The organism is Collimonas fungivorans (assembly GCF_001584145.1).
Classification (GTDB): domain Bacteria; phylum Pseudomonadota; class Gammaproteobacteria; order Burkholderiales; family Burkholderiaceae_D; genus Collimonas; species Collimonas fungivorans.
The window spans coordinates 1,784,475-1,810,622 of sequence record NZ_CP013232.1 but is presented as its reverse complement, the minus strand read 5'-3'; the positions used below and the strand labels follow the sequence as shown (position 1 = coordinate 1,810,622).

General features: G+C 59.3%; 21 protein-coding genes and 1 pseudogene. 3 read left to right on the top strand and 19 right to left on the bottom strand.

The features are described from left to right. Positions 1-108 precede the first annotated feature (108 nt). The 17 genes and pseudogenes from CFter6_RS07745 to rpsB all read right to left on the bottom strand — a co-directional run bounded on the left by CFter6_RS07745 (position 109) and on the right by rpsB (position 18,742). Positions 109-2,634: an Ig-like domain-containing protein gene (locus tag CFter6_RS07745; RefSeq protein WP_150118672.1), complete on the bottom strand. Its 2,526-nt coding sequence runs from the start codon at positions 2,632-2,634 to the stop codon at positions 109-111. A 331-nt stretch (positions 2,635-2,965) separates the two neighbouring features. Beyond that, positions 2,966-3,748, bottom strand: a complete 783-nt coding sequence (locus tag CFter6_RS07735; protein WP_061539433.1) for a TrmH family RNA methyltransferase — start codon at positions 3,746-3,748, stop codon at positions 2,966-2,968. Then, entirely contained in the window at positions 3,748-4,365 is a 618-nt protein-coding gene (gene rnhB, locus CFter6_RS07730) for a ribonuclease HII (protein ID WP_061539432.1), read from the bottom strand. Before rnhB ends, CFter6_RS07735 begins: the two co-directional genes overlap by 1 nt. Before the next feature lie 43 nt (positions 4,366-4,408). After that, positions 4,409-5,599 carry a lipid-A-disaccharide synthase gene (gene lpxB / locus CFter6_RS07725; protein WP_061539431.1) on the bottom strand — a complete coding sequence of 397 codons (1,191 nt, stop codon included), beginning with the start codon at positions 5,597-5,599 and terminating at the stop codon, positions 4,409-4,411. Position 5,600: 1 nt separating this feature from the next. Next, positions 5,601-6,389 carry an acyl-ACP--UDP-N-acetylglucosamine O-acyltransferase gene (lpxA, locus tag CFter6_RS07720; protein WP_061539430.1) on the bottom strand — a complete coding sequence of 263 codons (789 nt, stop codon included), beginning with the start codon at positions 6,387-6,389 and terminating at the stop codon, positions 5,601-5,603. 4 nt (positions 6,390-6,393) lie between these two features. Further along, complete coding sequence (gene fabZ / locus CFter6_RS07715; RefSeq protein ID WP_050808497.1) at positions 6,394-6,900, bottom strand: 3-hydroxyacyl-ACP dehydratase FabZ; 507 nt, start codon at positions 6,898-6,900, stop codon at positions 6,394-6,396. After that, on the bottom strand, positions 6,893-7,972 hold the full coding sequence (gene lpxD, locus CFter6_RS07710; protein ID WP_061539429.1) for a UDP-3-O-(3-hydroxymyristoyl)glucosamine N-acyltransferase: 1,080 nt from the start codon (positions 7,970-7,972) through the stop codon (positions 6,893-6,895). Before lpxD ends, fabZ begins: the two co-directional genes overlap by 8 nt. Before the next feature lie 21 nt (positions 7,973-7,993). After that, on the bottom strand, positions 7,994-8,518 hold the full coding sequence (locus tag CFter6_RS07705; protein ID WP_041741427.1) for an OmpH/Skp family outer membrane protein: 525 nt from the start codon (positions 8,516-8,518) through the stop codon (positions 7,994-7,996). Between the two features lie 84 nt (positions 8,519-8,602). After that, a complete protein-coding gene (gene bamA, locus CFter6_RS07700; protein WP_061539428.1) occupies positions 8,603-10,981 on the bottom strand; it encodes an outer membrane protein assembly factor BamA in 2,379 nt (792 codons plus the stop codon). Positions 10,982-11,040: 59 nt separating this feature from the next. Continuing rightward, entirely contained in the window at positions 11,041-12,417 is a 1,377-nt protein-coding gene (gene rseP / locus CFter6_RS07695) for an RIP metalloprotease RseP (protein WP_061539427.1), read from the bottom strand. 9 nt (positions 12,418-12,426) lie between these two features. Next, positions 12,427-13,599, bottom strand: coding sequence for a 1-deoxy-D-xylulose-5-phosphate reductoisomerase (gene ispC / locus CFter6_RS07690; protein WP_061539426.1), 1,173 nt, complete (start codon positions 13,597-13,599; stop codon positions 12,427-12,429). Between the two features lie 5 nt (positions 13,600-13,604). Further along, positions 13,605-14,429 (bottom strand): phosphatidate cytidylyltransferase, encoded by an 825-nt coding sequence (locus CFter6_RS07685; RefSeq protein WP_061539425.1) that lies wholly within the window; start codon positions 14,427-14,429, stop codon positions 13,605-13,607. Further along, entirely contained in the window at positions 14,429-15,196 is a 768-nt protein-coding gene (gene uppS / locus CFter6_RS07680) for a polyprenyl diphosphate synthase (protein ID WP_061539424.1), read from the bottom strand. The genes CFter6_RS07685 and uppS overlap by 1 nt, the downstream gene beginning before the upstream one ends. Before the next feature lie 82 nt (positions 15,197-15,278). Next, complete coding sequence (frr, locus tag CFter6_RS07675; protein ID WP_061539423.1) at positions 15,279-15,839, bottom strand: ribosome recycling factor; 561 nt, start codon at positions 15,837-15,839, stop codon at positions 15,279-15,281. 121 nt (positions 15,840-15,960) lie between these two features. After that, positions 15,961-16,676, bottom strand: a pseudogene (pyrH, locus tag CFter6_RS07670) (UMP kinase). A gap of 276 nt (positions 16,677-16,952) precedes the next feature. Continuing rightward, a complete protein-coding gene (gene tsf, locus CFter6_RS07665; protein WP_061539422.1) occupies positions 16,953-17,834 on the bottom strand; it encodes a translation elongation factor Ts in 882 nt (293 codons plus the stop codon). 155 nt (positions 17,835-17,989) lie between these two features. Continuing rightward, the gene (gene rpsB / locus CFter6_RS07660; protein ID WP_014005317.1) at positions 17,990-18,742 is read right to left on the bottom strand and encodes a 30S ribosomal protein S2; all 753 of its coding nucleotides are present in this window, start codon (positions 18,740-18,742) and stop codon (positions 17,990-17,992) included. A 322-nt stretch (positions 18,743-19,064) separates the two neighbouring features. Here rpsB and map point away from each other — a divergent pair, with 322 nt between their 5' ends. The 3 genes from map to CFter6_RS07645 are packed head-to-tail and all read left to right on the top strand — an operon-like array spanning position 19,065 to position 23,244. Next, complete coding sequence (gene map, locus CFter6_RS07655) at positions 19,065-19,886, top strand: type I methionyl aminopeptidase (RefSeq protein WP_061539421.1); 822 nt, start codon at positions 19,065-19,067, stop codon at positions 19,884-19,886. Positions 19,887-19,913: 27 nt separating this feature from the next. After that, positions 19,914-22,466: a [protein-PII] uridylyltransferase gene (locus tag CFter6_RS07650; protein ID WP_061539420.1), complete on the top strand. Its 2,553-nt coding sequence runs from the start codon at positions 19,914-19,916 to the stop codon at positions 22,464-22,466. A gap of 31 nt (positions 22,467-22,497) precedes the next feature. Continuing rightward, complete coding sequence (locus CFter6_RS07645) at positions 22,498-23,244, top strand: pseudouridine synthase (RefSeq protein WP_061539419.1); 747 nt, start codon at positions 22,498-22,500, stop codon at positions 23,242-23,244. A gap of 30 nt (positions 23,245-23,274) precedes the next feature. Here CFter6_RS07645 and CFter6_RS07640 read toward each other — a convergent pair whose 3' ends face one another. Together CFter6_RS07640 and CFter6_RS07635 are read right to left on the bottom strand one after the other, a co-directional pair. After that, the gene (locus CFter6_RS07640) at positions 23,275-23,745 is read right to left on the bottom strand and encodes a cyanophycin metabolism-associated DUF1854 family protein (protein ID WP_061539418.1); all 471 of its coding nucleotides are present in this window, start codon (positions 23,743-23,745) and stop codon (positions 23,275-23,277) included. After that, positions 23,742-26,054 carry a cyanophycin metabolism-associated ABC transporter gene (locus tag CFter6_RS07635; RefSeq protein WP_061539417.1) on the bottom strand — a complete coding sequence of 771 codons (2,313 nt, stop codon included), beginning with the start codon at positions 26,052-26,054 and terminating at the stop codon, positions 23,742-23,744. Before CFter6_RS07635 ends, CFter6_RS07640 begins: the two co-directional genes overlap by 4 nt. Positions 26,055-26,148 lie beyond the last annotated feature (94 nt).

Here is a 26,148-nt window from a genome sequence, read left to right as displayed (position 1 = left end):
ATCAGTCAGGCAAACGGGAAAAACTTGCTCAGGGCCTACCTGCCGATGGATAGATGACCTGAACAATCCCGACGGTCCCATTGCAGGACGGCCGGGGTTGCTACCAGCTTACGCTACAGCTTGTGCAGCTTCCTGCTGCCATAGCTCCGTCGGCGTCACTGCCGGCAAAGCGGCGCTGACGCCGCCAGTAGTTTCGACGAACTGCGAGCCTGCCTGCGCACTGTCGCCGAACCCGGCGCTCGACAGGTCAAGCGCATGCACGGTGTCGCTGAACGGCGAGATTTGCGCCTCGCCAGCAAACAACTCGGCGGCCGATTGCAGCAGATCGGACAGCGACAAGCCAGAAACATCCGCGCCATCGCTTGTTTCCACAGCCTGCCCGCCCATGGCGGCAGTCGCAGCACCCACCACATGTAGCACAAACGGATCGGAGAACACCAGGCCATCGGTGGATGCGGTAATCGAATGGTCTCCTGGATGCAGCACAACGCTCTGGTTTGCATCCAGCAGCTCGAAGGTCCAGCTGCCGTCAGCTCGCACCGCCGTCTCGCCGATGTACTTGCCGTCGTCAAAGAACGCAATTCTGCTGGCATCAGCGTCCGCATGGCCATGGAATACCGGCTGGACATCGTCGGTGCTGTCGCCATTGCCGATCACGCCAGTTACGCCGACATCGTCAATTGCCGATTCGATCACAGGCCTTGGCGCTTCCGGCGCATTTTCTACCGTCAAGCGGAACGGCTCGGACGTCCCGCTAGCGTCAGTGCTACCTACCGAGAACTCATGCTCGCCTGAAGCAAGCGGACGGTCGACATTCAAGACCCAGCTGCCATCCGCCTCCACCCTGCCAGATCCAGCAAAGACGCCATGATCAAAAAGATAAACATCGGTATTGGGTTCGCCATGACCGTGGAACGATGGCCGCGCATCGTCGGTAGTAGCGCCATTGATGAGAGCCTCCACGGTGCCAACGTTGTCGATGACCGTATCGATCGCCAGCTTGGCCGCATCCGGCGCAGTGATGTTCAGCACGAATGCATCGGAGCTAACGCCCGCCTCCACCACTGTGAAAGCGTGCTCACCCGACGCCAGCGCGTTCTTCACATCGAAGCTCCAGCTGCCATTGCCGTCAGCATAAGCATAGCCGACGCGGGTGCTGCCGTCGTAGACAGACAGTAAGCCGAATGGCTGCGCGCCATGGCCTTGCAGGAACGGTGCGGCGTCGTCGGTATTGCCGCCGTTGGCGACATAACCAATGGTGCCAAAATCGTCAAACGCCGAGTCGATCACCGGCTTGTGCGAGTCCGGCGCTGTGATGTTCAGCACGAATGCATCGGAGCTAACGCCTGCCTCCACCACCGTGAAGCTGTGCTCGCCCGACGTCAGCGCCTGCTTCGCATCGAAGCTCCAGTTGCCGTTGCCGTCAGCATACGCATAGCCGACGCGGGTGCTGCCGTCGTAGACGGACAGTAAGCCGAATGGCTGCGCGCCATGGCCTTGCAGCAGCGGTGTCGCGTCGTCAGTATTGCTACCATTGGCGACAATGCCAACGCTGCCGAAATCGTCAAACGCCGAGTCGATCACCGGCTTGTGCAAGTTCGCCGCTGTGATGTTCAGCACGAATGCATCGGAGCTAACGCCTGCCTCCACCACCGTGAAGCTGTGCTCACCCGATGCCAGCGCGTTCTTCACATCGAAGCTCCAGCTGCCATTACCGTCAGCATAAGCATAGCCGACGCGGGTGCTGCCGTCGTAGACGGACAATAAGCCGAATGGCTGCGCGCCGTGGCCTTGCAAGAACGGTGTGGCGTCGTCGGTATTGCCGCCGTTGGCGACATAAGCAGGGGCGCCGACGTCGTCAAACGCCGAATCGATCACCGGCTTAAGGACCGTCTCAGTATCACCCACTGTCAACACAAATGGTTCAGAGGCAATGCCTAAGACGCTTACCTTGAACTCGTGCTCGCCCGACGACAGAGAGTTATTGTCTCTAACGCTGTATTCCCAAGAACCATTCGCGTCAACCAATGTATATTCAACCAGCGCGCCATCGATATAAATCCCCACCGATGTGTTAGGTTCACCATGACCGCGCAGCATCGGATTACGGTCGTCGGTCGTGTCGCCATTGGCAATTTCTCCGGTCACACCCGCATTGTCGAATACCGCATCAATTGTCGGCCTGGATGAAGCGGGAATATCCACATTCAATGTGAACGGTTCCGACACCACACCACCCTCAGTGACCGCAGTAAACACATGCTCGCCCGCCGCAAGCGTCTGGTCAGGAGTGATCCTGGCGCTCCACTCGCCAAGCGGGCCAACCCGCGACAAGGCTACCAGTTCGCCTTTTTGATCGTGGATCTCGATGATTGTGCCTGGCTCGCCGCCATGTCCCTGAATAATAGGGCGCACGTCGTCGATGGTGGCGCCGCTCCCCACATTGCCGGTTTCGGTACCGGCCGCGTCACGGATACTGTCAATCGAGGGGAGCGCAATCTCTTGAAGAACAGCAACTGGCGCAACATTCGAGACGCCTTGGAGATCGGACTTGGCCGCCTCTGTCAGAAACGCTGCATTGCCTATGTCATCGGACAAACCGGGCACACCAAAATTTCTATTATTGGAATCCATAAAACCTCACCGTCTATCAAATTGAATCAAGGAAACAAATACCAACAGCGAAGTAAGCACAGATAACCTGGCTACTTGGCCTTCGATATAGTCGCTTCAATCGGCGAATAATTACAAAAACAATAATAGATTCTGAAATAAAAAATCCGACATTTAATTACATGAAAATAGCCGGAAATATAACAACCAACAGTATTTAAAATACAGAATTGGAATGTGATTTTTACTGGCGACGTGACAGCCTTATCGCAAGCACAGCGGACGTAATGAATTATTGACGGATAACGCCTGTGGTTCTACAGAGGAGGAGGAATAGCGAGTACTTGCAGATCTAGCTGGTTTGCCGCAGCTGTTCAAAAAAACATACCGCCGCTGCAGCAGCCACATTCAGCGATTCCATCTGGCCGCGATGTGGAATCACGACTTGTTGGCCGGCCAGCTGCAACAGGTCTTCCGCAACGCCCTGCCCTTCGTGGCCGAACAGCCACGCCAGCGGCGCGCTGAGATCGGCCTGGTAGATGCTTTGGGTAGCATAGGAGCTGGTGGCGAACACCGGCACCTGCGTCGCCTTCATTAGCGCCGCCAGGTCGACGCCTTCAAAGATATCCAGTATGAAATGAGCGCCCATCCCTGCCCGCAAGACTTTCGGCGACCATGCGGACGCACTGCCTTCCGAACAATAGATCTGCTTGATGCCGGCGGCGGCGGCGCTGCGCAGGATGGAGCCGAGGTTGCCGGGATCCTGCAGGTTGTCGAGCAGCACGGCGGACTGGGCTAGCGCAGCCGGCAGCGCGGTTTTCGGCGTTTCAATCACGAACAGCAGGCCGACGCCGTGCTCGACCTGGCTCAGTGCCTGATACTGGCCGTCCGGCAGCACCACGCACTGCACCGCCGCTGCCTGGCATTGCCGGATCACTGCCGCAGCCTCGGCATGCGACAGCGCGGTTTCGCTGGCGACGCACAGTTCCGGTCTACCGCCGTGCTGCAGATACGATTCGGTCAGGTGGACCCCGTCCAGCAAGGTGCGGCCAGCCTTGCGCCGCGCCTGGGCGCTGGTCGCCAGCTGCTTGAGTTCCTTGTATAAAGGATTGGCGGACGAGGTGATGCTTTTCATTATGCTGCTCCGATCGCCAGCAAGGCCCGCACCGGCGCATAGGATTTGCGGTGCACCGGCGAGACGCCATGCAGGCGCAGGCGCTCCATGTGCAGCGCAGTCGGATAACCCTTGTGCTGATCGAATGCGTAATGCGGATACTGTTCGTGCAGAAGCTGCAGCGCGGCGTCGCGCGCAGTCTTGGCGAGGATCGACGCAGCCGAAATGGCTTGCACCTTGTCGTCGCCTTTGACAATTGCCTCGGAGCGGATGCTGAGCTGCGGGCAGCGATTGCCATCGATCAGCGCCAGCGTCGGCAGGATCGACAATCCTTCGACCGCGCGCCGCATCGCCAGCATGGTTGCCTGCAAAATGTTCAGCGTGTCGATTTCGGCTTCGGAACATTCGGCGATGGCCCAGGCCAGCGCATTGGCCTTGATCTGTCCGGCCAGCAGCTCGCGCCGTTCGGCAGTCAGCTTCTTGGAATCGCGCAAGCCGGCAATCGGACGCGCCGGGTCGAGTATCACGGCGGCGGCAAACACCGGGCCGGCCAGGGGGCCGCGGCCGGCCTCATCGACGCCGCAGATGGTTTCGCCGTCGTAGGTAAAAAGAGAGAAATTTGGATCGGATGAGGTCACGGCAATAATTTCACGGCAATAAGTACAAAATAAGTGCGCCGGATCAGGCCGGCGATGCGCGTCGAGGCTGCCGACGGTTCTGCTCAATCACTTGCAATACAGCTTGCGCGCTTTCGTTGGCGGTGTCACGCAGCAAAGCGTGATGCATGTCGGTAAAGCGTTGCCGCAGCATTGCCTGGCGCACCGGATCTTCCAGCTGCGCCCAGAGCGCATCGGCCAGCGCCTGCGGCGTGGCATTATGCTGCAGCAGCTCCGGCACCAGGAATTCACGCGCCAGGATATTCGGCAGGCCTATCCACGGCTGGTAGCTCATGTGGCGCAGGATTTCCCAGGTGGCGCGCATCATCTTGTAGGCGATCACCATGGGCTTCTTGTAGAGAGCCACTTCCAGCGATGCGGTGCCGGAAGCGACCAGCACCGCATCGGCCGCCGCCATCGCCGTGTGCGACTGTCCGTCCAGCAGCTGGATAGGCAGGTCCTGCAAGCCGGCCTGGCTGACCAGTTCGCGGAAAAACCGGCTTTGTTTCTCGCCCGCCATGGGCGCGATGAAACGCATGCCGGGATCGCGCTGCGCCAGTATCCTGGCGGCTTGCACAAAAGCTATCGTATTGTGCTTCAGCTCGCCCATGCGGCTGCCGGGCATGATCGCAACCACCCTGCCGCCGGCGGGCAAGCCGAGCGCGCTGCGTGCCGCGGCCACATCCGGCACCATGGGAATCACCTGCGCCAGCGGATGGCCGACGTAGGTCACCGGGATGCCGGCTTTACGATAAATTTCTTCTTCGAACGGGAAGATGACCAGCATGTGCGAAGCCGCGCGCGCGATCTTCTTGATGCGGCCGCCGCGCCAGGCCCAGATCGAAGGGCCGATGAAATGCACTGTGGGAATGCCGGCCTGGCGCAGCTGCGTTTCCAGGCCAAAGTTGAAATCGGGAGCGTCGACGCCGATGAACACTTCCGGCTTGTCCGCCAGCAGGCGATCGCGCAGTGTTATCTGGATGCCCTTCAGCTCGCGGTAATGAGCCAACACTTCGAACAGGCCGTTGACCGACAGTTTTTCCATCGGCCAGTCGCTGACAAATCCATATTCCGCCATCCTGGCGCCGCCGATGCCGTGCATACGGGCCTGCGGCAGGTGCGGCCGCAGCCCGGACAGCAGGCGGCTGGCCAGCAGGTCGCCGGAGGCTTCGCCGGCGACCATCGCAATCGTCACATTGGAATTGGCGTCCGCCATCTCAGCGGATGATGCCGCGCGTAGAACCGGCGATGAAATCACGCATCAGCTTCAGGTCCGCGGCGGATGCAGGTAATTTTTGCTCTTCCTGCGCCAGGGCCGTCATGGCGTCTTCCAGCGCCAGGCCGGAACGGTAAATGATGCGGTAGGCGCGCTTGATCGTCATGATCTGCTCGCTACTGAAACCGCGGCGGCGTAAACCTTCGCTGTTGATGCCAGCGGGTTCGGCGCGGTTGCCGGCGGCGGTCACGAACGGCGGGATGTCCTGGCTGACGGCAGCGGTGAACGCTGTCATCGCGTGAGCGCCGATACGGCAAAACTGGTGCACGGTGGTAAAGCCGCCGAGCAGCACCCAGTCGCCTATATGGACGTGGCCGGCCAACGTCGCGTTATTGGCGATCGTGGTATTGCTGCCGATCTGGCAATCGTGCGCCACGTGGACGTAAGCCATGACCCAGTTGTCGTCGCCGATGCGGGTGACGCCGCCATCCTGCACGGTGCCCAGGTTGAGGGTGACGAACTCGCGGATGGTGTTGCGGTCGCCGATCTCCAGCCGGGTCGGTTCGCCAGCGTATTTCTTGTCTTGCGGCACAGCGCCTATCGAGCCGAACTGGAAAATCGAATTGTCGCGTCCGATAGTGGTATGGCCTTCGATCACGGCATGCGGCCCGATCTTGCTGCCGGCGCCGATAGCTACATTGGGGCCGATCACCGTATAGGCGCCGACTTCCACGGAACTGTCGAGGGCCGCCTTGGGATCGATGACGGCCGTAGGGTGAATGCGCGTCATGGGATCACTCTGACGGGCTGGCATCCACCACCACAGTCGCAGCAGCGCCGGGGCTGACCGCGGTGCGCATGGTGCACATGAATTCGGCTTCTACCGCCAGCTCGCCGTCGACGCTGGCGACCGCCTTGTATTTCCAGATGCCGCGCACCACGCGCACGATCTCGACTTCCAGCTTGATCTGGTCGCCGGGCTCGACCGGGCGGCGGAAACGGGCCTTGTCGATGCCGAGGAAATACACCACGGTATTTTCGTCCGGCTTGCGGCCTTCGGTCAGGAACGACAGCAGCGCGGCGGTCTGCGCCAGGGCTTCTATGGTCAGGACGCCAGGCATCACCGGCTTGTTGGGGAAATGGCCGTTGAAGAATTCTTCATTGATCGTGACATTCTTGATCGCCGTGATCGACTTGCCGCTTTCCCAATTCAATACGCGGTCAACCAGCAGCAGCGGATAACGGTGCGGCAGGTAGGTCTTGATCTGGTTGATGTCTAGCGTTTGGTTTGGACTATTCATTATCTTTTTCAGTAAGCTGTTGCGGTAACTGTTTGGTGAGCTGTTTAATGGATTTTTCCAGAGCCCGGATTTTCTCACGCATTGTATTCAGGTTGCGCACCAAAGCAGCAGATTTTTCCCAGTCGCCGTGTTTGGCAATCGGGTAAAAACCGGTGTATTGGCCTGGCTCGGAAATCGAGCGCAGTGCCAGCGTACCCGCTGATACATGCACGTGATCGACGATGGTAATGTGGCCATGGATCATCGCCGCCCCGCCGATAGAGCAATATTTGCCGATCCTGGCGCTGCCGGCAATTCCGGCGCAGGCTGCAATCGCAGTATGCGCGCCGATATGGCAGTTATGGGCGATCTGGATCTGGTTGTCCAGCTTGACCCCTTCTTCAATCACCGTATCGGCCAGGGCGCCACGGTCAATGGTGGTGTTAGCGCCGATTTCGACGTCGTCGCCGATCAGCACCCGCCCGGTCTGTGGAATCTTGACCCAGGCCCCGCCATCGTTGGCAAAACCGAAGCCGTCGGCGCCGATTACGACGCCTGAATGGATGATTGCGCGCTGGCCGACCTGGCAAGCGTCATAAATCGTGACGTTGGGATACAGATAACTTCCCTCGCCTATCGCGACGCCGCGCCCGATCACGCATCCGGCCCCGACCTGGACCTTGTCGCCGATCGAAGCGCCGGCGCCGATTACCGCATTGGCGCCGATATAGGCGGTCGCCGCAATCTGGGCAGTAGGGTCGACAGTAGCCGCAGGGTGGATTCCCGGAATGACGGGGATTGCGTTACTGGCAGCAAAAAACTGCGCCGCCCGCGCAAAATATGCATAAGGATTGGCGGCGACAATCCGTGCGCCATGGTAATCGGCGCCGACCACGGCATCGTCCGCCGCGGACAGGATAATGGCCGCCGCCTGCGTTTGCGCTGCCTGGGGCCGAAACTTGGGATTGGACAAGAAGGTAATCTGCGATGCGCTGGCGTCGCTCAGCGGCGCAATGCCGGTTACCTGGGTATCCGCATCACCGATCAGTTGGCCACCCAAGCTTTCGACCAGTTCTTTTAGCCGAATGCTCATAGTGGCCTTAACAGAATGAATTTACTTATTGAGGATTTTCAATACTTTATCGGTGATGTCGATGCGCGGGCTGACATACACCCCGCCCTCCTGGAACACCATATCGTATTTCTCGGCTTCGGCAATCTGCTTGATCGCCTTGGTCGAGCGCTCCAGCACGATCGCCAGCTCTTCGTTGCGGCGCTGGTTCAGGTCTTCGCGGAACTCACGCTGCTTGCGCTGGAAATCCTTGTCGAGGTCGCTCAACTCGCGCTGGCGCTTGATCCGCTCGGTTTCCGAAATCACGGCCGAATCCTTGTCCAGCTTGTCTGCCATGCCTTTCAGGCGGGTCGCCTGATCTTGCAGATCCTTGTCGCGCTTGGAAAATTCGGCTTCGATCTTGGATTGGGCAGCCTTGGCCGGGGTCGCCTCGCGCAAGATGCGCTCGCTGCTGACGAAGGCGATTTTCGAACCTTCATCTGCGCGCGCCGGGGCCGCCGACAATAAGCATACCGCCAGCAATCCGGCAGTTGGCAATGATGTAAAGGTTTTAATTAGAGATTTCAACACTATTCTCCGCAATTCAAATGATGCAACTTGTGCATTATGCCACTCTTGCAAGAATCTGCAATTGTGCACCATTCCGATAATTTAGAACCCGGTGCCCAGCTGGAACTGGAAGGATTGCTGCTTGTCGGTAGGTTTCGCATTCAGCGGCTTGCCGTAGCTGATTTTCAGCGGACCGATAGGCGATACCCAGCTCAAGCCGATGCCGGTAGAGTAACGCAACTCGCTCAACTGCATCGGCGCCTTGTCGGCATACACCTGGCCGCCGTCGAGGAAGGTGAACCAGCGCAGGGTGCGGTCGCTGCCCGAACCCGGGAACGGGAACTGCGCTTCCAGGTTGCCGAACACCCGCGAGGCGCCGCCCATCGAATCGCCGTACTGGTCGACGTTGGTGCCGACGCCCAGGGTCGAGCCTTCAAAACCGCGCACGGTGCCGATACCGCCGGCATAGTAGTTCTTGAACACTGGGAACGGCTTGCCGCCGATGCCGCGGCCATAATCGATTTCGCCGTTCATGGCCAAGGTCACGGCATTGCTGAACAAAGGCTGGAAGTACTGGTGCTGGTAGCTTGCGCGGTAGTAGCGCAAGGTGCCTACTGCGGAAATTTCAAGGCTGGCGCGCTGGTAGCGGCCTTTGGTCGGCACCAGGGCACTGTCGCGGCTGTCGCGCTGCCATGCGGCCGTCAGCGGGAAGCTGTTGGTGGTTGCCGTCGCCGGGTTCTGCAGCACGTTATAACCGAGGCCGCTGTCGACCAGCTTGCCGCTGCCGAAGTCGGAGACATACTGCTGGTACAGCAGCGGGCTGGAGGCGTCGGCCGAGACGCTGGTGTTTTCCACGCCGATGCCGAAGAACACGGTATCCAGTTCCGAGAACGGCACACCGAACTTGATATCGCTACCGATGGTCCGCACCTTGTAGTCGCCGGTGGTGTACTGCGACGGACGCACGGTACGGTAGTACACGTCGTAGGTGCGGCTGATGCCGTCATCGGTAAAATAAGGATTGGTCTGGGACAGCGCAATCACCCGCGAGTAGCTGCTGGTGTTGACGTCGAGCCCGATGGTGTTGCCGCTGCCGAAGGCATTCTGCTGCTGGATCGAACCGGACAAACTCAATTTGTCCTGCTGCGAAAAGCCGGCGCCGACCTGGATGTTGCCGGTCGGTTTTTCAGTGACCGCCATGTTGATGTCGACCTGGTCGGAAGTGTTCGGCACTTCCGGCGTTTCGATGCCGACGTCCTTGAAGTAGCCCAGGCGGTCAACCCGGTCGCGCGACAGCTTGATCTTCGAACCGTCGTACCAGGAATCCTCGAACTGGCGGAATTCGCGGCGCACCACTTCGTCGCGCGTCTTGGTGTTGCCGGCAACGTTGATATGGCGCACGTAGACGCGCTTGCCAGGGTCGACCATGATGGTAAACGCGACTTCTTTCTTGTCGCGGTTCAGCTCCGGATTGGCGTTGACGTTGGCGAACGCATAACCGAAATTGCCCAGCCGCTCCGACATCTTCTTGGTGCTGTTGTTGAGCTTTTCGCCGTTGAATACTTCGCCTTTTTTCAGCTCCATCAAGGCCCGCAGTTCGTCCTCGCGGCCAAACATCTCGCCTTCCATCTTGATATCGGAAACCGTGTATTTTTGACCTTCGTTGATATTGATGGTGATGTAGATGTCTTTCTTGTCCGGCGTGATCGAGACCTGGGTCGACTCCACCTGCATCTCGATATAACCGCGGTTCAGGTAATACGAACGCAGGGTTTCGATATCACCCGACAATTTCTCTTTTGCATACTGGTCAGCCTTGGTGTACCAGGTAAACCAGCCTGGCGAACGCAGCTTGATCTGGTCGCGCAGCTTGCTGTCGGAAAATTCCTTGTTGCCGACGAAACGGATTTCCTTGATGCGCGAGACTTCGCCTTCATCCACCGCAAACGTCACATTGACCCGGTTGCGCTCGATCGGCGTCACGGTAGTCGTCACCTTCATGCCGTACAGGCCGCGCGACAGGTATTGCTTCTTCAGCTCCTGCTCGGCGCGGTCGACCTGGGCCTTGTCGAAAATGCGCGATTCGCCAACGCCGATTTCCTTCAGGGCCTTGGTCAACTGGTCTTTATCGAATTCCTTGATGCCGGAAAAATCGACGCCGGCAATCGATGGCCGCTCTTCCACCATGACCACCAGCACATCGCCTTCGGACTCAACCCGGACATCCTTGAAGAAACCGGTCGCGTACAGCGCCTTGATCGCTGCCGTGCCTTTTTCATCGGTAAAGGTTTCGCCGACGCGTACCGGCAGGTAGCTGAAAACGGTGCCGGCCTCGGTACGTTGAATACCTTCAATGCGGATATCCTTGACCACAAACGGTTGCACCGCCAGCGCTTGGCCTGAACACACGGCAAAGGCGGCAGCAGCAATCAAACGACGGGGAAGAATCGACAAAGGGAAGTGCTCAGAATGTAATTTCATTAGCGATCGTTTTTTATCAATGTCCTTGCCTGCCACGATTGTCAGACAAGAGAGAGAACTTAAAATATGAGCCGAACGATGTCGTTAAACATGGCGACCATCATCAACGTCATCAGAATACCAATGCCCGCGCGCTGTGCAATTGCACCAACTCGCTCGGGAATGGGACGTCCAGTCAAAACTTCCAGCGAATAATACAGCAAATGGCCACCGTCTAGCACCGGAATGGGCAGCAAATTCATGACGCCCAGGCTGATGCTGATGAAGGCAATAAAGCTCAGGTAGCTGAATGCGCCGATGCGCGCAGTCTGGCCTGCATAGTCGGCAATGGTGATGGGACCGGTGATATTTTTCCAGGAAACCTCGCCAGTTACCATTTTACCCAGCATCTTGAGGGTCAAGATACTGCTGTCCCAGGTGCGCCTGGCGCCCTTGGCCAGCGCTTCCAGCGGCGGGCTGCTGGCCAGGATCATTTCCGGCATGCCAGACATGACCACTTTTATCAGGCCGATCTGCCCTTCCTTGCCGGCTTCCGCCTGCGGCGTCACGCTCACAGTGAAACTATTGCCGTTACGCAAACCTGTCAGGCTCAGCGGCTTGCCCGGGGAAGCCTTGATCTTGTCGACGAAAGTGCCGCTGTCGCCCACTGGCTCGCCGTCGATGCTGGTGATCAGGTCGCCTTCATGCAAGCCGGCCAGCATCCCGGGACCGCCTGGCATGACCGTGCCCAGGATAGGCTTGGCGCGCGCCATCTTGATGCCTAACTTGCCAAGATAATCGCCTTCCAGGTCCTTGGTGCTCAGCCCGTCTATAGGAAGGTTGACCGTATCCAACAGGTTACCCCGGTTATCCCCACCCGGGCCCGGATTCGACCGGCGCACGTCGAGCCTGATCGGCGTCTTGTCGATCACCCCTTGCAGCACTTTCCAGCGCAGCTCGGACCAGGTCTGGATCGCTTCGCCGTTGACCGCGGTAATCAGTTCATTGCCGCGCAAGCCCGCCTGGTAGGCAGCAGTCTGCTCGGCGACGGTGCGCACCCGCGGCGTCGGCTCCATCTCGCCGTGCATGTAGAGGCCGGCAAATAACAAAATGGCAAGAGCAAAATTAGCCAGGGGGCCAGCCGCCACGATCGCCATGCGCCGCCATACCGACTGGCCGGTGAATTCGCGCTTCAGTTCCTGCGCCGACAAGCCGCTGACGTCTTGCTCGCGCGCATCGAGCATCTTGACGTAGCCGCCCAGGGGGAGGATGGAAATCGCCCATTCGGTCTGGTCGGGGCCGAACTTGCGCGAGAAAACAATCTTGCCCATCCCTACCGAAAAACGCAGCACCTTGACCCCGCACAAGCGCGCGACCACATAATGGCCAAGCTCGTGGATGATGACCAGGGAGCCAAGGGCGACAACAAATGCGAGGATGGTTTGCAGGAAGGCCATTTGTACGATTTATGCGTTCAGGAAACTGTGAACCGTCTGGCGCGCTAGAAGATCCTGCTCAAGCAACAAATCGATATCGCTTACTGCGCACAGCGGCAACTTATCCATGGTGCGCGCTATCAGTTGATCAATCATGCGAAACCCGATTTTTCCATCTAGGAAAGCTTGGACAGCCACTTCATTCGCGGCGTTCAATAATGCAGCAGCCGAACCGCCGGCCTGCAATGCATCATACGCGAGTTTAAGGCAGGGAAAACGTTGCAGGTCGGGGCGGGTAAATTGTAACTGCCCCACTACGGTCAGGTCCAGCGGGCTGACGCCGGACGCGATCCGTTCCGGATAGGCCAGCGCATAGGCGATCGGCGTGCGCATGTCGGGATTGCCCAGCTGCGCCAGCACCGAACCGTCGATGTAAGACACCATGGAGTGGATCACGCTTTGCGGATGGATCACCACCTCGATCTGGCTGGCGGCGGCGCCGAACAGCCAGTGCGCCTCGATCACCTCCAGGCCCTTGTTCATCATGGTCGCGGAGTCGACCGAAATCTTGCGTCCCATGACCCAGTTCGGGTGGGCTACTGCCTCTTCCGGGGTAACCGACTCCAGCGTCTCTACCGCCCGGTGCAGGAACGGGCCGCCGGACGCGGTCAACAGGATTTTTTCTACGCCAAGCGCAGCCGGCTGGCGCTGATAGCCATGCGGCAGGCATTGGAAAACTGCATTGTGTTCGCTGTCGATCGGCAATAGCACGGCGCCGCTCTGCTTCACCGCATCGATGAACAGCTGGCCGGACATGACCAGCGCTTCCTTGTTCGCCAGCAGGATCTTCTTGCCGGCCCTGGCCGCGGCCAGGCTAGGCGCCAGCCCGGCAGCGCCGACGATGGCAGCCATCACCGTGTCGCAAGCCTCGGCGCTGGCCACCTGGCATAGCGCAGCATCGCCAAACAGCACTTCGATCGCGGGCGCTTTGTCTTGCAGCAAGGCGCTCAGCTGCTGCGCCGCCGCCGCGCTGCCGACCACGGCCAGCTGCGGCTTGAAGCGCAGGCATTGCTCCGCCAGCTGTTCGACCCGGCTGTGGGCGGTCAGGGCATAGACCGAATAACGTTCAGGATGGCGCGACAGCACATCCAGCGTCGACATGCCGATCGAACCGGTGGAGCCGAGAATAGTAATATTTTGCATACGACCTAAAACCAGAAACTCAATAAGGCAGCCAGCGGCAATACCGGGATCAGCGCATCGACCCGGTCCAGCACGCCGCCATGGCCAGGCAGCAGGTTGCTGCTGTCCTTGATGCCGGCGCGGCGCTTGAGCAGCGACTCGAACAGATCGCCGACCACGCTGGCGGCTACCAGCACCGTCGCCGCCACCAGCAATCCGGCCCAGCCCCAGCTTGCCAGCAGGCGTGCCGGGAAGGTCTCGGCCAGCGCCGGCGCCAGGCTAAAACCGAACATCATGGCCAGCACCAGGAACCAGCCGCCAAGCGCCCCTTCCCAGGACTTGCCGGGAGAAATCGATGGCGCAAGCTTATGGCGGCCGAATGCCTTGCCGGAAAAATAAGCCCCGATATCCGCCACCCAGACGATCACCAGGACCGACAGCAGATATAAAGGAGAGTGATGGAACAGCACCACGATCGCCAGGAAACAGCCGAAAATGGCAATCGCGTAGGTGCCGGCGACCATGCGGTTGGCGAAGCTGGCCAGCGGCGGCAAGCCAAAACCGAGCGCCGGCACGAACCGCAAACCCCAGATTGCCACGCACAGCATGAACAGCAGACGGATATCGGGACCGCTGCCGTAGTACATGATGGCGGCAAACAGGATCAGCGCCGCCAAGCCCCAGGCCAGGGCTGCTTTAGGAGCAGCGCCGAAGATCCTGGCGCTTTCCCAGATGGCGGCGGCAAAAAAAAGCGTCGAAACGACGGCGAATGCGGGGAAATAATTGAAATACAAGATCGGCAGCAGGACTGCCAATAACAGCAAGGCCGTGATGACACGCGTTCTCAGCATCAGGAAGCCTGTTCCAGCAATTGCGCGCTGGTGCGTCCGAAACGGCGCTCTCGCTGCTGATAGGAGGCAATCGCCTGGTCCAGCTCGCCGGCGCCGAAATCCGGCCAGTAGGTATCGGTGAAATAGAGTTCGCTGTAGGCCAGCTGCCACAGCAGGAAATTCGAAATGCGCTGCTCGCCGCCGGTGCGGATGAACAGGTCCGGCTCGGGCGCATAGGCCATCGCCAGGTGCTGCGCCAGCTCTTCCTCGGAAAACACCGAGGGATCCTGCCCTGAATCCGAGCCGCGCGCGGCCAGCATCTTCTGCACCGCCTGCATCACATCCCAGCGGCCGCCGTAGTTGGCGCAGACGGTCACGGTCAAGGTAGTGTTGCCGGCCGTCTTGCGCTCGGCGTTATCGATCATCTGTTGCAGCTTGGCGTCGAAACGGCTCAGGTCGCCGACCACTTTCAGGCGAATGCCGTTGGCGTGCATCTTGCTGACCTCGCGTTCCAGCGCCACCACGAACAAACGCATCAGCAAGGACACTTCGTCGGCCGGACGGCGCCAGTTTTCCGAGCTGAAGGCAAACAGCGTCAGGTATTCGACGCCGCGCGCAACGCAGGCTTCGACCACCGTCCGCACTGCTTCGACGCCCTTGCCATGGCCGGCGAAACGCGGCAAAAAACGCTTGGTCGCCCAGCGGCCGTTGCCGTCCATGATAATGGCAACGTGCCGCGGCACCGTCGGAATTGCTGGTAGCGTTTGCGTGGAACTTGTATGGGCCATAAGTAATGAAATAAACAACAGAGAAATACGAAAAGACCGGCAGATAAGCACTGTACCCCGGAGATACAGTACTTGCCCTGTTTTACACCGTCAGTATCTCTTTTTCTTTATCGATCACTTGCTTGTCGATTTCAGCCACGAACTTGTCGGTCAGCTTCTGGATCTCGTCCTGTGCGCGGCGTTCGTCGTCTTCCGAACATTCCTTGTCCTTGACCAGCTTCTTCAAGCCTTCGTTGGCGTCGCGGCGGATATTGCGGATTGCAATTTTCGCATCTTCCGCTTCGCCCTTGACCAGCTTCACCATTTCCTTGCGGCGCTCTTCCGTCAGCGGCGGCGTCGGCACCCGGATCATTTCGCCCTGGGTGGCAGGATTCAGGCCCAGGTCGGATTCGCGGATGGCCTTCTCGACCACCGCGACCATTTTCTTTTCGAACGGCTGCACGCCGATGGTGCGGGCATCGATCAGGGTCACGTTGGCAACCTGGCTCAGGTTGGTCGGGCTACCGTAGTATTCCACCATGATGTGGTCGAGAATGCCGGTGTGGGCGCGGCCGGTGCGTACCTTCGCCAGGTCGGCACGCAAAGTCTCAAGCGACTTTTGCATTCTTTGGTCGGTATTCTTTTTGACGTCAGCAATACTCATGCTGTTCTCCTCTTCGAAAGCGGGTGATTTTTTAAATTAAGTAATACTTATTGATGCCAGCGATTTGCGCCAGCAATTTGTGCAAACGATTTGCACAAATATTACAAATTGGGCAAATAATTTAAACGTGTACCAAAGTGCCTTCATCTTCACCCAGGATGACACGCTTCAGCGCGCCCGGCTTGATGATGGAAAACACCTTGATCGGCAGCTTCTGGTCGCGGCACAGGGCGAACGCGGTAGCATCCATGACTTGCAGGTGCTTGGTGATCGCTTCGTCGAAAGTGATGTGGGAATAGCGGGTTGCTGTCGGGTCCTTGTTCGGATCCGCGCTGTAGACGCCGTCAACCTTGGTCGCTTTCAGGACGATTTCGGCCCGATTTCCGAACCGCGCAGCGCAGCCGCGGTATCGGTGGTGAAAAACGGATTGCCGGTACCTGCTGCAAAAATGACAATCTTGTCTTCTTCCAGGTATTGCAGCGCCTTGGGCCGCACGTACGGTTCCACTACCTGTTCGATGCTGATGGCCGACATCACGCGCGCCGTGATGCCTACCTGGCGCATGGCGTCCGCCAGCGCCAGCGAGTTCATCACCGTGGCCAGCATCCCCATATAGTCAGCGGTAGCACGGTCCATGCCTTGGGCGCCTGGCGCCACGCCGCGGAAAATATTGCCGCCGCCGATCACGATCGCCAGTTCAACGCCCAACTTGGCCACTTCGGCAACATCAGCCACCATGCGCTCAATCGTTGCACGATTGATGCCGTAGGCGTCGTCGCCCATCAGGGCCTCACCGGAGAGTTTCAGGAGAACACGCTTATAAGCTGGTTTTGTCATGGTCTGGGCCCCTTATGGCTTTCCGATTGAAATATATATTGGTCGATGCCTTGTGTAGTGCTGAAGGACTGCAGCGCCATTGTCAGGCCAAACCGCAGCAAAATCCACTACCGGCGCTATTTAGCATGCACAGCGAGAATACGCGGCGCCGGTTCCTGCGGCTTTTCCCTACCCTTGGATACGAGGCAGCAATTCAGCAAGGCATCCCTTAGTCCTTGGCTTGGGAAGAAAATTCCTCAGAGCCAAAAAAACGGGCCTTTCGGCCCGTATTCTTGCTTACGCCTGCTTGGCCGCAGCAACTGTCGCTGCAACTTCTGCAGCAAAGTCATCCTGTTTCTTCTCGATGCCTTCGCCGACCACAAACATGGTGAACGATTTAACGCTGGTGTTGGCTGCCTTCAGCATCTGTTCAACGGTTTGCTTGTCGTTCTTGACGAAAGTCTGGTTCAGCAGGGAAACTTCCTTCAGGAATTTCTGCACCGAACCTTCGATCATCTTGGCAGCGATATCTGCAGGCTTGCCGGATTCGGCCGCCTTCAGGGTTGCTACCGAACGCTCTTTTTCGATCAGGTCGGCAGGTACTTGCTCGGACGACAGCGAAACAGGCTTCATAGCAGCGATGTGCATGGCCACGTCTTTACCGACTTGTTCGTCAGCGCCGTCGAATTCGACCATCACGCCGATGCGTGTGCCGTGCAGGTAGGAAACCAGCTTGGCGGCAGTGTCGAAACGCGTGAAACGGCGGATCGACATGTTTTCGCCGATACGGCCGATCAGGGCCGCGCGGGTCTCTTCAACGGTGCTGCCGTCGAGAGGCAGCGCCGACAGGGCAGCCACGTCAGCAGGATTTTTTTCCGCAACCAGCTTGGCGCAGGCATTCGCCAGGGCCAGGAAGTCGTCGTTCTTGGTGACGAAGTCGGTTTCGCAGTTGACTTCAACCAGGGCGCCGACGCCGCCGGCGATGTAAGCCGCGACCACGCCTTCGGCGGTCACGCGGGAAGCGGCCTTGGAAGCCTTGCCGCCCAGTTTCACGCGCAGGATTTCTTCTGCCTTGTCCATGTCGCCGCCGGCTTCGGTCAGCGCCTTCTTGCATTCCATCATTGGCGCATCAGTCTTTGCGCGCAGTTCGCCTACCAGTGCTGCTGTAATTGCTGCCATACTATTCTCCTAACAAGTGGCGCCGTGCCGGTGATCCACAGCTATCCAGCGCCATCATTCAAAATAAATTCGGGTAAAACAGGTGCAAGTGATACAAAAAAAGGGGCAACCACGCCCCCTTTTTTCTTCTGAGTATGAAACCTCAGATGCAGGGCTTAAGCCTGGTCGTTAACTTCGACGAATTCGTCGCCAGCTGCGCCCTTGATGGCTTCAACTACGTCGTTCACTGCATTGGCGCGGCCTTCCAGGATGGCATCGGCAACACCGCGAGCGTACAAAGCGATTGCCTTGGACGAGTCGTCGTTGCCAGGAATGACATAAGTCACGCCGTCTGGCGAGTGGTTGGTATCAACCACGCCGATTACCGGGATACCCAGCTTGGCGGCTTCAGTGATGGCGCCCTTGTGGTAGCCGACGTCGATCACGAAAATTGCGTCAGGAATGCCGCCCATGTCCTTGATGCCGCCGATAGCTTTTTGCAGCTTGATCAGCTCGCGCTGGAACATCAGGCCTTCTTTTTTGCTCAGCTTCTCGACCGAACCGTCTTCGATCGATGCTTCCATTTCCTTCAGGCGCTTGATCGATGTCTTGATGGTCTTGAAGTTGGTCAGCATGCCGCCCAGCCAACGCTGGTCAACGAAAGGCGAACCCGAACGCGCCGCTTCAGCAGCTACGATTTCGCGTGCTTGACGCTTGGTGCCGACAAACAGGATGTTGCCGCGGTTGGACGACAGTTGGCGGATGTACTTCATCGCCTCCTGGTACATGCCCAGGGTCTTTTCCAGGTTGACGATATGAATCTTGTTGCGGTGACCGAAGATGAACGGCGCCATCTTTGGGTTCCAGAAACGGGTTTGGTGACCGAAGTGGACACCGGCTTCCAGCATTTCACGCATTGTTACGGACATAATTTTCTCCAGGGTTTGGTCTGGAACCCACTCAGTCACCGCCTTTGTCGAGAGACAAACACAGCACCCTTTTCGAGTGAATTCGCGTTTTGACACATAAAATAAACTACACAAACATCGATATAGCCCAATAGCAATTCGAGCTAACCCAAGATTGTAACCCAAAACCCCAGGTTTCTTCAAGCGCTGCGAGGCATATCTTTAAGCGCATCCGGCTGGCCTCGTTTATAATCGCTCATTGACTCGATACTGACTGAATCCAGGCGTTTTTTGCGCCTTTTGCTAAAGAATTCACCGAATTTTCTCGATTTTTCCTAATCTTATGACCTCCATCTCCATTAAAACCGCTGAGGATATCGCCGGCATGCGCGTCGCTGGCAAGCTTGCCTCGGAGGTGCTCGACTACATCACGCCTTTTGTCAAAGCCGGCGTCACCACCGGCGAGCTGGACCGCCTGTGCCATGAATACATGACAAATGTACAAGATACCATCCCTGCCCCGCTGAATTACTGCCCGCCTGGCTATACGCCGTATCCGAAGGCCATCTGCACCTCGGTCAACGACGTCATCTGCCACGGCATTCCGGGCGACAAGGTGCTGAAAAGCGGCGACGTGGTGAATCTCGACATTACCGTCATCAAGAATGGCTACCATGGCGACACCAGCCGCATGTTTTATGTCGGCGAACCGTCGATCATGGCCAAGCGCCTGGGCGACATCACCTATGAGTGCATGTGGCTGGGCATCGCCAAGATCAAACCCGGCGCGCACCTGGGCGATATCGGCCATGTGATCCAGCAGCACGCCGAAAAAGCCGGCTACAGCGTAGTCCGCGAATTCTGCGGCCACGGCATCGGCAAGGTCTTCCACGAAGAGCCGCAGGTATTGCACTACGGCCGCCCCGGCACGCTGGAACGGCTGGAAGCCGGCATGATCTTCACGGTCGAGCCGATGATCAACGCCGGCCGCCGCGACATCCGCGAAATGGGCGACGGCTGGACCATCAAGACCAAGGATCGCAGCCTGTCCGCACAATGGGAACACACCGTGCTGGTCACCGAAACCGGCTACGAAGTGCTGACCGTATCCGAGGGTACGCCGCCTCCGCCTGCATTCATCCAACAAGCGGCCGCTGCCGCTTAGTTGAGCTGTATCTCGACCCGCGCCTACATGACGACCCTTGCCGCCACACTCAAACAACAGCTTAGAAGCGAGCGGCAAACCATCATCTCTGCCTTCCTGGCGGACGGTAAACCCGGCGAACTGCTGACGGCGCTGCGGCGCAGTGTCGACATCGCCCTGACGCAAGCCTGGAAAATGCTGGAACTGCCGTCCAGCGCAGCACTGGTGGCGGTCGGCGGTTACGGCCGCGGCGAGCTGTTCCCGCATTCCGACGTTGATGTCCTGATCCTGCTGGAAGCCAGTCCGGACGCCGAATTGAAATCCCGGCTGGAACAGCTGGTGCAGCTGTTCTGGGATATCGGCCTGGAAATCGGCCACAGCATCCGCACGGTTGACGAGTGCCTGAGCGAATCCGCCGCCGACATCACAGTCCAGACCAGCCTGCTGGAAGCGCGGCTGGTGAGCGGCAGCCATCCGCTGTTCGTGCAATTGCAGGAACGCTGCAATGGCGCCATGGACGCCTGCGCCTTTTTCCAGGGGAAAATCCTGGAAATGCGCCAGCGCCACGTCAAATACGAAGATACGCCGTACAGCCTGGAACCGAACTGCAAGGAGAGCCCGGGCGGCTTGCGCGACCTGCAAGTGATCCTGTGGGTGGCGAAGGCAGCCGGGCTCGGCGAATCCTGGCCCAAACTGGCCCAGCGCGGCCTGATCACGGCCGCCGAAGCGCGCCAGCTGTCGCGCCAGGAGCGCGCTTTCAAGGATATCCGGATCCGCCTGCACATCTACACTAACCGCCGCGAAGACCGGCTGGTATTCGATGTCCAGACGCCGATTGCCGAAGCGCTCGGCTTCCAGACCACGGAAACCCGGCGCGCCAGCGAATACCTGATGCAGCGTTATTACTGGGCCGCCAAGGCGGTGACCCAGCTCAACACCATCCTGCTGCAGAACATCGAAGTGCAACTGTTCCCGCAGCCGATGGTGCCGCAACGTATCAACGACCGCTTCAACCATCTGAACCGCCTGATCGATATCGCCCACGACGACCTGTTCAAGACCACGCCGTCAGCCATGCTGGAGCTGTTCCTGCTGCTGGCCCAGCACAGCGAACTGAAGGACATGACCGCACGCACCCGGCGCGCCTTGTGGCACGCCCGCGTCAAGATCGACAACAGCTTCCGCCGCGATCCGCATAACCGCTCGCTGTTCATCCAGATCATCCAGGCGCCGCAAGGCATCACCCACGCGCTGCGCGGCATGAACCAGACCAGCATCCTGGGCCGCTATCTGCCGAACTTCCGGCGCATCGTCGGCCAGATGCAGCACGACCTGTTCCATGTCTACACCGTTGACCAGCACATCCTGATGGTGGTGCGCAATGTGCGCCGCTTCACGATGAGCGAACATGCCCATGAATATCCGTTCTGCAGCCAGCTGATCGCCAATTTCCCGCGTTCCTGGCTGCTGTACGTCGCCGCCCTGTTCCACGACATCGCCAAGGGCCGCGGCGGCGACCACTCCAAGCTGGGCATGACCGACGCCCTGCACTTCTGCCAGCAGCACGGCTTGCCGGCGGCGGACACCGCGCTGGTGGTGTTCCTGGTTGAGCATCACCTGACCATGTCGCAAGTGGCGCAAAAACAGGACCTGTCGGATCCCGAAGTGATCCTCAATTTTGCCAATACGGTCAAGGACGAACGGCACCTGACCGCGCTCTACCTGCTGACCGTGGCCGACATACGCGGCACCAGTCCCAAGGTATGGAATGCCTGGAAAGGCAAGTTGCTGGAAGATCTGTACCGCATGACCTTGCGTGTGCTCGGCGGTGAAACGCCGTCGGCTGACCGCGAGCTGAAAAACCGCCAGGAAGAAGCGCTGAAAACCCTGCGCCTGTACGGCCTGGCGGAAGACGCCCACGAAACCCTGTGGCGCCAGCTCGACGTCGCCTATTTCCTGCGCCACGACTCGTCCGACATCGCCTGGCAAACCCGTTCCTTCTACAACCAGACTGATAGCCCGAGCCCGATCGTCAAATGCCGCCTGGCGCCGATCGGCGAAGGTCTGCAGGTGGCGGTCTACACCAAGGACCGGAACGATCTGTTCATCCGCATCTGCAGCTATTTCGACAGCAAGAATTTCAGCATCCTGGACGCCAAGATCCAGACTACCCGGCACGGCTACGCGCTCGACTCTTTCCTGATCAGCGCGCCGCTATTTGCCAAGCACTATCGCGACATCATCAACCTGATCGAGCATGAACTGACGCTGTTGCTGCAAACCGACAGTCCCCTGCCGGCGCCGTCCAAGGGACGACTGTCGCGCCTGTCGCGCACCTTCCCGGTAACACCGACGGTCGACCTGCGTCCCGACGAGCGCGGCCAGTACTACCTGCTGTCGATCACCGCCAACGACCGCACCGGCCTGCTGTTCTCCGTCGCCAGCGTGCTGGCCAAGCACAAGATCAATCTGCACACCGCCAAGATCATGACGCTCGGCGAACGGGTCGAAGACGTGTTCCTGGTCGACGGCAATGCGCTCAACCATGCACGCCTGCAGATCCAGCTGGAAACCGACCTGCTGGATGCGCTGCATATCTGATGTATTTTATCTTCCTTATTGTTTGCACCTCATGACCGAACCATTACGCCTTTCCAAACGCATGTCAGAACTCGGGCTATGCTCGCGCCGCGAAGCCGATGAGTGGATCGCCCGCGGCTGGGTCCGGGTCGACGGCGTCGTCGTATCGGAACTCGGCAGCAAAGTCCTGCCCGGCCAGCGCATCAGCGTCGAGCGCCAGGCCGCGGCCGAACAATCGAAACGCGTCACCATCCTGATCAACAAGCCGGTCGGCTACGTCAGCGGCCAGGCCGAAGACGGCTACCAGCCGGCGGTAGCGCTGATCAAGGAAGCCAACCGCTGGAGCGAAGACCGCTCTCCGACCCTGTTCCATCCAACCCAGCTGCGCAGCCTGGTGCCCGCCGGCCGCCTCGACATCGACTCGGTCGGCCTGCTGGTGCTGACCCAGGACGGCCGTATCGCCAAGCACCTGATCGGCGAAGAAACCAGCGTCGACAAGGAATACCTGGTGCGGGTGCGCTACACCAAGGGCGACAAGCTGCCCGACGCCGAACTGCGCCGCCTCAACCACGGCCTGACGCTGGACGGCAAGAAGCTCAAGCCGGCCATCGTCAAATGGCAGAATGACGACCAGTTGAGCTTCACTTTACGCGAAGGGAAAAAGCGCCAGATCCGCCGCATGTGCGACATGGTCGGCCTCAAGGTGCTGGGATTGAAACGGGTGCGGATTGGCGGTGTGAAGCTGGGGAATTTGCCGGAAGGCCAATGGCGCTACCTGGGTGCGGACGAGCAGTTCTAAGGGAATGCGGCCCGCCAAGGCCGCTGCCGATTACAAGAAACGATCCAGTATCTTGCGGCTGGCCTTGTCCAACGCCTGGGTATCGCGGATCAGGAACTGTACGCCGTGGCTGTCCGCAATCAGCAGGCTGGTCGCCACGATACGCCGGATATCTTCCTCGCCCTTGAGCGTGAAAGAAGCATCGCCGCGATTGGTCTCGACGTACCAGGTGCTGGGTGCGGTGAAACTGGAAACCCGCTGGATGCGGCGGATTTCCGGCATGAATTCGCGGCTCGCCAGTTCTTTTTCAACCATCGTCCGGGTTTCGCCGGGCAAATCGCTCAGGCGCGAAATCCAGGCCAGCTCCTGGCCGTCGCCGTTTACCAGTGAAATGCCGTCGTCCGGCGCGCCGATGGGAAAAGCGCGCACCGGCACCACGCCTTCATGCACTTCGCCGCCGGCGGCGGTGTACACCAGGCGGCCGAAGGCGTTGCGGCTGAGTTTGAAATCGTGGATTGTCATGCAGCCCTCTCGTCACTGTCTTCGCTATCTTCATCGACCAGGGTCGGCTCGGTATCGGCATTGCGCAGCTGCGCCTGGTACAGGCGGTAGTAAGCGCCCTCGCGCAGCATCAGTTCGTCATGGCTGCCGACTTCGACAATCTGGCCGCGGTCCAGCACCACCAGTCGGTCCGCCTTGCGCAAGGTCGACAAGCGGTGCGCAATCGCAATCGTGGTGCGGCCTTGCACCAGGTTGTCGAGCGCTTTCTGGATTTCTTTTTCGGTAGTGGTGTCGACCGAGGAAGTAGCCTCATCCATGATCAGGATGCGCGGATCGATCAGCAAGGCGCGTGCGATCGAAATACGCTGGCGCTCGCCGCCGGACAGCGCCTGGCCGCGTTCTCCGACCAGCGAATCATAGCCTTGCGGCAGGCGCAGGATGAACTCATGGGCATGGGCGGCGCGCGCGGCGGCGACGATTTCTTCGCGCGTGGCTTCCGGTTTGCCGTAGCAGATATTCTCTGCAATGGTGCCGAAGAACAGGAACGGCTCTTGCAGCACCAGGCCGATATTGCGGCGGTATTCCGAGATCGGCATGGAACGGATATCGACGCCATCGATCCGTATCGATCCTTCCGACACATCGTAGAAACGGCAGATCAGGTTAACCAGCGTGCTCTTGCCGGAGCCGCTATGGCCCACCAGGCCGATCATCTCGCCCGGCGCAATGGTCAGGTTAACGTCGCGCATCACCGCCCGGTTGCCGTAGCGGAAACCGATGTTGCGCAACTCGATGGCGCCTTTCACATGCTCCAGGTGCACCGGGTTGGCCGGTTCCGGCACGCTCGATACGTGATCCAGGATTTCGAAAATGCGCTTGGCGCCGACTGCGGCTTTTTGCGTCACCGAGACGATACGGCTCATCGAATCGAGGCGGGTATAGAAGCGGCTGATGTAAGCCAGGAACGAGGCCAGCACACCGACCGTGATTTCGTTTTTCGAGACCTGCCAGATGCCGAACACCCAGACCACCAGCAATCCGACTTCGGTCAGCAAGGTGACCGTCGGCGAGAACAGCGACCAGATCTTGTTGACGCGGTCGTTGACCAGCAGGTTGTGCTGGTTGGCGTCACGGAAACGCGTGGCTTCGCGCTTTTCCTGGGCAAACGCCTTGACCACGCGGATCCCCGGGATGGTGTCGGCAAGGACGTTGGTCACTTCGGCCCAGATGCGGTCGATCTTTTCAAAGCCGTGCTTCAGCCGGTCGCGCACCAGGTGGATCATCCAGGCGATGAACGGCAGCGGCACCAGGGTCACCAGCGCCAGCCAGGGATTGATCGAGAACAGGATCACCGCGGTCATGACGATCATCAGCACGTCGATCGCGAAATCCAGCAGGTGCAGGGACAGGAACACGCAGATACGGTCGCTTTCGGAACCGATGCGCGCCATCAGGTCGCCGGTGCGCTTGCCGCCGAAATATTCCTGCGACAGGCGCAGCAGGTGTTCATAGGTAGTAGTGCGCAGGTTGGCGCCGATACGCTCGCTGACCAGCGCCAGGATATAGGTGCGGGCCCAGCCCAGGCTCCATGCCACCAGGGCGGAAGCCAGCAATCCGGACAGGTAGAGCTTGACCAGGTCGTAATTGATCGGCTTGCCGTTCTGATAAGGAATCAGCACGTTATCCATCAAGGGGCCCATCAGGTAAGGCGGCACCAGGGTAGCGGCAGTCGAGATCAGCATCAGGATGAAGCCCAGCAGCAGCATGCCCTTGTAGGGCGTGGCGAAACGCGCCAGCCGGAACAGAGCCCAGGTCGAGGATGGCGCTTCGCCTTTTTCCGGACAGATCAGGCATTCATCGCTACCCGGCGGCAACGGCGCCTGGCACTGCGGGCAAAGCGCCTGCTCCTGGCGCGCTGCTGAACGCCCGGCCAGGTAATCGTCGCGCTGCTGCTCGAAAACCTTGATCAGGCGCAGCGCTTCCAGGTTGAGGCCGAGCGTGTAGCGCCAGCAGGCCAGTTGCCGCTGCTCGTCGAACAGCTCCAGGCTGCCGACGCCGGCATGGTCATGGTGGCTCAGGCTCAGACCCGGCCGGTAAGCCCATTCGCGCCAGCTGCTGTCCTGTTCCATCTTGGCCAGCACGCGGCGATTGGTAAGCAGCACCGTGCCGCGCGCGAAATGCAGCGAAGCGTTAAGATCGACCTGCAGCGACGCCAATACCTCTTCGGCCGGGGCCAGCAGTGTTGTCACTTCGGCACGCAAATCGGCAGACAGGATATGGGATAAATAATTACTGGAGGTAGGCACAGGGGATAAGGGGTTGCTTTTCATCTAAACGGCATGGTGTGTCCGCAGGCACGGACCGGATTGAATTTTGTGTGAAATCGCCTCAAATGGCGCACATCGTCTGCCGCAAGTATTATAT